The sequence below is a fragment of the Mesorhizobium sp. WSM4822 genome (assembly GCF_055811155.1).
The window spans coordinates 1-1,631 of record NZ_JBVVQM010000059.1; the positions used below are offsets into that span (position 1 = coordinate 1).

A 1,631-nucleotide genomic window follows, 5' to 3' on the forward strand; every position below is an offset into this window, starting at 1 on the left:
CGGCGAGCCGCCCTCGTTCGTGAGGCGTATATAGTCGCCACCAACGACAACTGTCAACACACATCGACAATGTTTTTTCGATTTCTCGTAGAGATATCCACCGGGCCGAAATTCATGAGTTGGCTTGGCTGAATTGTGGGCGGCGTTCTAGCGCTCACCATTCCTGTGATGCGTCCCGAGCTCGAGGCGCTGATGTGCGCCATCGCACCCGTCGCGCCTGGAGGACTGCAGAGCAATTCTCCACCGAAGCGCCGTTTAGAGCCGGTCTTCGAGCAATTCCGGTGTGATGTTCCGGCCGGCGTAAAAGCTGCCAGGATCAGGACCCGCCCGCCCTCGACGGCAAAGGCAATGCTGTCGCGGTAGCCAACAATCCGCAGCCAGGCATGATCTCGACCCGCTCGGTGCCCCGCTGTGGAAAAGTCGACAGACCGAGACAATGGTCGGGATACCCGCAATGAATTTCCAGGCGATCGCCGGCGACGCACGTCCGGCTATGTCACCGTAGAGTTGCTCCAGCTCGGCTTCTGCCTTGGGGTGGAAGACAATCCGATACTCCACCCCTACTAGGCTTTCGCCTGCTTCGCGCGATGACGCGCCTCCAGCCGGGAGAAAACCGTCTCGGCAGGGATTCCCTTCGATGAATCCTGCCGGAGTTCAGTTAGGCGCCCCGGTATCTCCTCGCGCAGCCATTTCTCCCGCTCCGCCTCCAAATCCTCAAGCATGCGCAGGCCCGCGCGGACAACTTCGCTGGCATTGTTGTAGCGGCCTGATTCGAGCTGCTTCCTGATGAAAAGCGTGCGGGGAATATGGGAGTGATCCCGAACCTGGCGATAGATGTCAGCTATTAGCAAAAATTAGCAAAATTGGCTGATTCGGCCATGCCACACCTTGCGCCACTCATCCTCAGAGAATCACCTTTCACTTTGATTCGACTTGATCGAGGCGTCGCTTCAACGCCCCAGGCCGCTCGGCCAACGGCACTTGCGGCTATTGCGGCGTGACACACCCAACCGCCGGCGCGATCAAGGATCTACATGCAGGTCGATTCGCGGTCCTCAGTCATTGTCATGGCCGAGGGTGGCCACAAAAAGCCGGCTGAATAGAACACCACCCCCGACCCAATCATTTCGTATTTGATTGCAAGTCATCACCGGCATCACTGACCGATGCCCGATAAGAGGATCGGATGCTTCGTCTTTTTCGCCTCCGATTCGGTTGATCCGGTTATGGCGGCGGCTGGGCACTTCACTGCCAGTCCCCCGAACGCAAACGGCCCGCGGCTGCGGGCTGTTTTGAATTAGGTTTTGTTGAGAGGCTTGTTTTGTTGTCGTAGCTTGTCGGCTGAGGCCTCTTTGTGCGCCGACGAGTGCCGCTTGCAGGCACCATTGTCCCCCGAATGCGAACGGCCCGCTGGCTGGTGCCTGGCGAACTGTTTGTTTGGTGCAGATTGGTTTGCAGGGGACGGGATTGGTTTTTTTGTTCCGCAGCTTGGGCTTCGCCTTGTTGCGGGCGCCTGATCCGGGGCAATCGATGGCCAGCCCAGCCGAACATCAAAACGGCCGGCGGGCATTGTTCCAGGCGGGCCGTTTGCTTACCGAAGTTTGATTGGGGAGAGGATTTGAGTTTTCTGT

Annotated in this window: 2 protein-coding genes; both read right to left on the minus strand. The window is 58.2% G+C overall.

The features are described from left to right. Positions 1-563 precede the first annotated feature (563 nt). Entirely contained in the window at positions 564-851 is a 288-nt protein-coding gene (locus AC0L3E_RS34495) for a type II toxin-antitoxin system ParD family antitoxin (RefSeq protein WP_245470416.1), read from the minus strand. A gap of 394 nt (positions 852-1,245) precedes the next feature. Continuing rightward, on the minus strand, positions 1,246-1,631 hold a 386-nt coding region (locus AC0L3E_RS34500; RefSeq protein ID WP_473606897.1), incomplete at its 5' end, for a hypothetical protein.